Origin of the sequence: uncultured Alistipes sp. (genome assembly GCF_902388705.1) — a bacterium.
In the GTDB taxonomy this organism is placed as follows: domain Bacteria; phylum Bacteroidota; class Bacteroidia; order Bacteroidales; family Rikenellaceae; genus Alistipes.
The window spans coordinates 1-5,023 of sequence record NZ_CABMQJ010000093.1; the positions used below are offsets into that span (position 1 = coordinate 1).

General features: G+C 62.2%; 7 protein-coding genes. All 7 read left to right on the plus strand.

Annotated elements, in window-relative coordinates:
- The coding region (locus tag QZT71_RS11835; RefSeq protein ID WP_295916474.1) for an FkbM family methyltransferase at nt 1-506 on the plus strand (506 nt) is incomplete at its 5' end.
- On the plus strand, nt 496-1,173 hold the full coding sequence (gene trmD, locus QZT71_RS11840) for a tRNA (guanosine(37)-N1)-methyltransferase TrmD (RefSeq protein WP_295916477.1): 678 nt from the start codon (nt 496-498) through the stop codon (nt 1,171-1,173). The genes QZT71_RS11835 and trmD, both read left to right, overlap by 11 nt.
- A 10-nt stretch (nt 1,174-1,183) precedes the next feature.
- Complete coding sequence (locus QZT71_RS11845) at nt 1,184-2,188, plus strand: S8 family serine peptidase (RefSeq protein ID WP_295916479.1); 1,005 nt, start codon at nt 1,184-1,186, stop codon at nt 2,186-2,188.
- Nucleotides 2,185-2,805, plus strand: a complete 621-nt coding sequence (locus tag QZT71_RS11850; RefSeq protein ID WP_295916482.1) for a hypothetical protein — start codon at nt 2,185-2,187, stop codon at nt 2,803-2,805. The genes QZT71_RS11845 and QZT71_RS11850 overlap by 4 nt, the downstream gene beginning before the upstream one ends.
- A 56-nt stretch (nt 2,806-2,861) precedes the next feature.
- Nucleotides 2,862-4,001 carry a lipid-A-disaccharide synthase gene (lpxB, locus tag QZT71_RS11855; protein WP_295916485.1) on the plus strand — a complete coding sequence of 380 codons (1,140 nt, stop codon included), beginning with the start codon at nt 2,862-2,864 and terminating at the stop codon, nt 3,999-4,001.
- Between the two features lie 80 nt (nt 4,002-4,081).
- Nucleotides 4,082-4,717 carry a fumarylacetoacetate hydrolase family protein gene (locus QZT71_RS11860; protein WP_295916487.1) on the plus strand — a complete coding sequence of 212 codons (636 nt, stop codon included), beginning with the start codon at nt 4,082-4,084 and terminating at the stop codon, nt 4,715-4,717.
- 37 nt (nt 4,718-4,754) lie between these two features.
- On the plus strand, nt 4,755-5,023 hold a 269-nt coding region (locus tag QZT71_RS11865), incomplete at its 3' end, for a Maf family protein (RefSeq protein ID WP_295916489.1).

Below are 5,023 nucleotides of genomic sequence, written 5' to 3' on the forward strand. Positions count from 1 at the left end.
GCCCCTCCGGCAGGGTCTGCGCCGTGGAGCCCGTGCCGCCCATCCTCGCCGTGCTGCGCCGCAACCTGCGCCGCTGCCGCAATGTGGAGATATTCCCCTACGCCCTCGGCACCGAAAACAAAGCGATTACCATGGCCAATGACTCGGCGCGCGAAACGGGCTACTTCGGCACGGGACAAAACTTCGTGAACGACGGCGGTACGGCCGCCGCCGCGGAGTTTTCCGCCCAGATGCGCCGCGGCAGCGAACTCTTCGCCTCCCTCGCACGCCTCGACTTCATCAAATGCGACATCGAGGGATACGAGCTCGTGGTGATGAACGAACTGCGCCCGCTGCTCGAACGCTTCCGCCCCACGGTGCTCATCGAAACGGGCGGCGAAAACCGGCCGCAAATCGTCGCGCTCTTCACCGCCCTCGGCTACGAGGGCTTCACCCTCGACCGGGGCCGCGAAATACCCCTCGCCCCGGAATCGACCAAAGACATCATATTCAGACATGCGCATTGACATCCTCACCGTCGTACCCGAACTGCTGACCTCGCCGCTCAACGAGTCGATCCTGCGCCGCGCACAGGAGAAAGGGCTCGTCGAAATCGTCGTCCACAACCTGCACGACTACGCCCACGACCGCCGCAAGACCACCGACGACTACCCGTTCGGCGGCGAAGCGGGCATGGTCATGAAGTGCGAACCGGTTTTCGAACTAATCGAGAAGCTCCAGGCCGAGCGCCACTACGACGAAATCATCTACACCTCGCCCGACGGGGTGCGGTACAACCAGCACGAAGCCAACCGCCTCTCCACGCTCGAAAACATCATCATCCTCTGCGGCCACTACAAAGGCATCGACCACCGCATCCGCGAGCACCTCGTCACGCGCGAAATCTCGATCGGCGACTACGTCCTCACGGGCGGCGAACTGGCGGCCTGCATCATCGCCGACTCGGTGGTGCGCATCATCCCCGGCGCCATCGGCGACGAAGCCTCGGCCCTCACCGACTCGTTCCAGGACAACCTGCTGGCGCCCCCGGTCTACACGCGCCCCGCCGAATTCCGCGGCTGGCGCGTTCCCGACGTGCTGCTCTCGGGCAACTTCGCCCAAATCGCCAAATGGCAGGACGAGCAATCCTACCAGCGCACCCGGCAGCTGCGGCCCGATTTGTTGGACGAATAAGGAAACCGCCATGAAATGGAAAACGTCGCTCATCGTCTGGATCGCCGGCCTGCTGCTCGTCACCTACGGGCTCCACGACATCGTACAGGAAATAAAGCACAGCTACACGTCCGGTTACACGCACACCTATTCGCATGCCATCGGGCAGATGATGGGGCCTCGGTTCGACTCGCTCGCACCCCGGGGCGAAGGCATCCGCATCGGGGTGGTCGACGCTGGCTTCGGCGGGCTGCGTGACGACCGTTTCACGCGCAGGCTCCGGATCGCGGACTACCTCGATCTGACAGACGGCGATACGACGGGATTCTTCCGCGACGACTGCGACCACGGCACGCGGGTCACGCGGAACATCGGGGGTTTCTCCAACGACACCCTGTTGGGATTGGCCTGCAACGCCGACTACTACCTGGTAAAATCCGATCTCGAACACGACGAGCCGCGCGCGGACGAACACCGCTTGTGCCTGGCACTGGAGTGGCTCGCGCAGCGGCAGGTCGACGTGATCAACATCTCGCTGGGCTACACGACCTTCGACGATTTCGACGGCTATACGCCACAAATGCTCGACGGCCGCACGGCACGCTGTTCGCGTTTCCTCGACAGCCTTCTGAAGGCATACCCACACCTGGTCGTCGTACAGAGCGCCGGCAACGAAGGCAACAAGAAATGGCGCCACATCGCTTTCCCCGGGGATGTCCAAGAGGCCATCACGGTAGGCGCCGCCGATTCCGAGGGCACGGGACGCTCGGCCAAAAGCGGTACCGGATACAATCCGCACCCCGTCAAACCCGATTTGGCGGTCTACGACTCCCCGAACGGCACGTCGTTCTCGACGCCCATCGTCGCGGGGCTGTGCGCCGCCCTACTCGGACATCGGCCGATGGAACGCCGCGAACTGATCCGCCTGCTGCACGCCTCCGGCACCCGCAGCGCCACGCCCGGCCCCGAAATGGGTTACGGCATCCCGCAGTGCGATTCCTTACTCTTACTTCTAACCCACTTCAATCCGTTATGAAATACCTTACTCACCTTCTATCGACGCTATGCCTGCTCTGTACCGCCTCGGCAGTTGCACAAGATACTGTCACGCTCACCTTTTCGAATCCCATGGAACAGGAAAGCCGCGCTGTCCAGTCGATGGCGGCACTTCAGCACATCCATACCCTCGAAAACGCCATCACAGGCCCGATCTCCGGTCTGCAATATACCCTGAACATCGTTCAGAGCATCGATGGCAAAGAAGAACGCCGGCCGTTGGGTAGCTACACCTGCCCATCCGACACGCTGCGGTTCCACTTCGCCACACAACCGGTCGGTACGGATTCCGTGCAGGTTATCATTCCCCAGCCGATCGGTCTGGAATGTAAGTTCGCGATTACGAATGCGGATCAGTGCATATTGATGGAAACCTACCCCGAAGACGGCCTGACCACGGCAGACGTCATTCCGGTAATAGCTTTCAGCCCGGGTAAAACGCTCGAATTCCAATTACCCGACGGCCAGGTAGTCCGTGGAATGCACTATTGCAGCGTCCGCGACGGGCACCTTAACCCGTTCAAATGGCACGAAGAGTTCGGGTTGCAGGATTACATCTGGTTCGAATTGAAATTCACGGACAACACCCCACGTTAATACCGGATAAACAGGGCTGGGCGTAAAAAGCAAAAAACCAGCATAACCAAAAGGACATGAAATATTACCTCATCGCCGGCGAGCCTTCGGGCGACCTGCACGGCTCGAACCTGATAAAAGGGCTTCTCAAAGCCGACCCCGACGCGCATTTCCGCTTCTGGGGCGGCGACTTGATGGCTGCCGCGGGCGGCGAAAGGAACCTCGCCAAGCACTACCGCGAAACTTCGTTTTTCGGCATCGTGCAGGTGCTGATGAACCTGCGGACAATCAAACGCCAGATGCGCGAATGCCAGGCCGACGTCGCGGCGTTCGCCCCCGACGTGCTGATTCTGGTGGACTACCCCGGTTTCAACATGAAGATGGCCCGCTGGGCCACGGAGCACGGCATCCGCACGTTCTACTACATCGCCCCGAAAGTCTGGGCATGGCGCGAGCACCGCGTCAAATCGATTCGCCGCTGGGTCGACAAACTTTTCATCATTTTCCCCTTCGAGCGCACCTATTTCCCCCGGCACGGCATCGAGCCCGTCTTCGAGGGCAACCCGCTGGTCGACGCCATCGAGGCCCGGCGCGCCGCACTTCCCCCGCCCGACGAATTCCGCCGCCGCCACAATCTCGACCACAGGCCCATCATCGCCCTGCTGGCCGGCAGCCGCCGGGGCGAAATCCGCGACAACCTGCCGCTGATGGCCGATTTGTCGCGAAAGTTCCCGGGACACCAGTTCGTCGTGGCGGGCGTGCCCTGGCTCGACCGCGCGCTCTACGAACAATACATGGCCGGAAGCGGCATCCGCTACGTCTGCGACCAGACCTATGAAACACTCGCCGCCGCCGAAGCCGCCGTGGTGACCTCCGGCACGGCGACGCTCGAAACGGCGCTGCTCGGCATCCCCGAAGTCGTGGTTTACAGGACATTGTGGTTCCAGGTCAAATTGCAGCCCTACGTTCTGAAAGTGCCCTGGGTATCGCTCGTCAACCTCAACCTCGGGCGCGAGGCCGTCGCGGAAATCATCCAGTCGGACCTCGACACCACGCGCGCCGAACGCGAACTGCGGGCAATCGTCGCGGGCGGCGCGAAACGCGAGCGAATGCTCGCCGACTTCGCGGAATTACGCACGGTTATCGGGGGCCCCGGGGCCAGCGACCGTTTCGCGGCCCGGATGGTTGCAGAGCTGCGCACGCCGGAAACGCAATAACAAAAAGTTATGGGCGATTTCATCATACCGATGCTCGTCCGGGCACAGCGGTACGACCATAATTAAAAGTAATAAAGAGCATGAAAATAATCTGCATAGGACGCAATTACGCCAAACACGCCGAGGAGCTCGACCGGCAAATCGGCGGCGGCACGGCCTGTCCGGCCGAGCCCGTCTGGTTCCTCAAACCCGACACGGCGCTGCTGCGCAACAACGATCCGTTCTACATCCCGGCCTTTTCAAAGGAGCTGCACTACGAATGCGAGCTGGTCGTCCGCATCAACCGCGTGGGCAAAGGCATCGCCGAGCGCTTCGCCCACCGCTATTACGACCAGGTGGGCCTGGGCATCGACTTCACGGCCCGCGACCTGCAGCGGCAGGCCGTCGCCGAAGGGCTCCCGTGGGAGCGTTGCAAGGCGTTCGACCGCTCGGCGGCGATTTCGCCGGAATTCGTATCTTTGCAGGAGCTGGGCGGCGACGTGCAGCGGCTGCGCTTCACGCTCGAGGTGAACGGCCAGACGCGCCAGACGGGCGACACGTCCCAAATGCTTTTCACCGTCGACCGGATCATCGCCTCGGTGTCGCAATACATGACCCTGCGCATGGGCGATTTACTCTACACGGGCACCCCGGCAGGCGTCGGCCCCGTAGCACCGGGAGACAACCTGCGCGCCCTTATCGGCGACCGCGAACTGCTCAACTTCGACATCCGCTGACAGACTGCTCCGGAACGAAACATAAAATGAGAGACATATGCTGCTGAACGATAAACTCAAACCCTACCGCCTGCTGCTGGCATCGCAATCGCCGCGGCGGCGCGAACTGCTGACGGGCTGCGGGCTCCCGTACGAACTCGCCCCGAAATACGACTGCGAAGAGCTCTCCCCCGCCGGCCTGCCGGCCGAGGAGGTGCCGCTCTACCTCTCGCGGCTCAAGAGCGAGGCGTACCCCGCACCGCTCCTGCCGCACGACATCCTGCTGACGGCCGACACGGTGGTCGTCGCCGACGGCGAAGTGCTCGG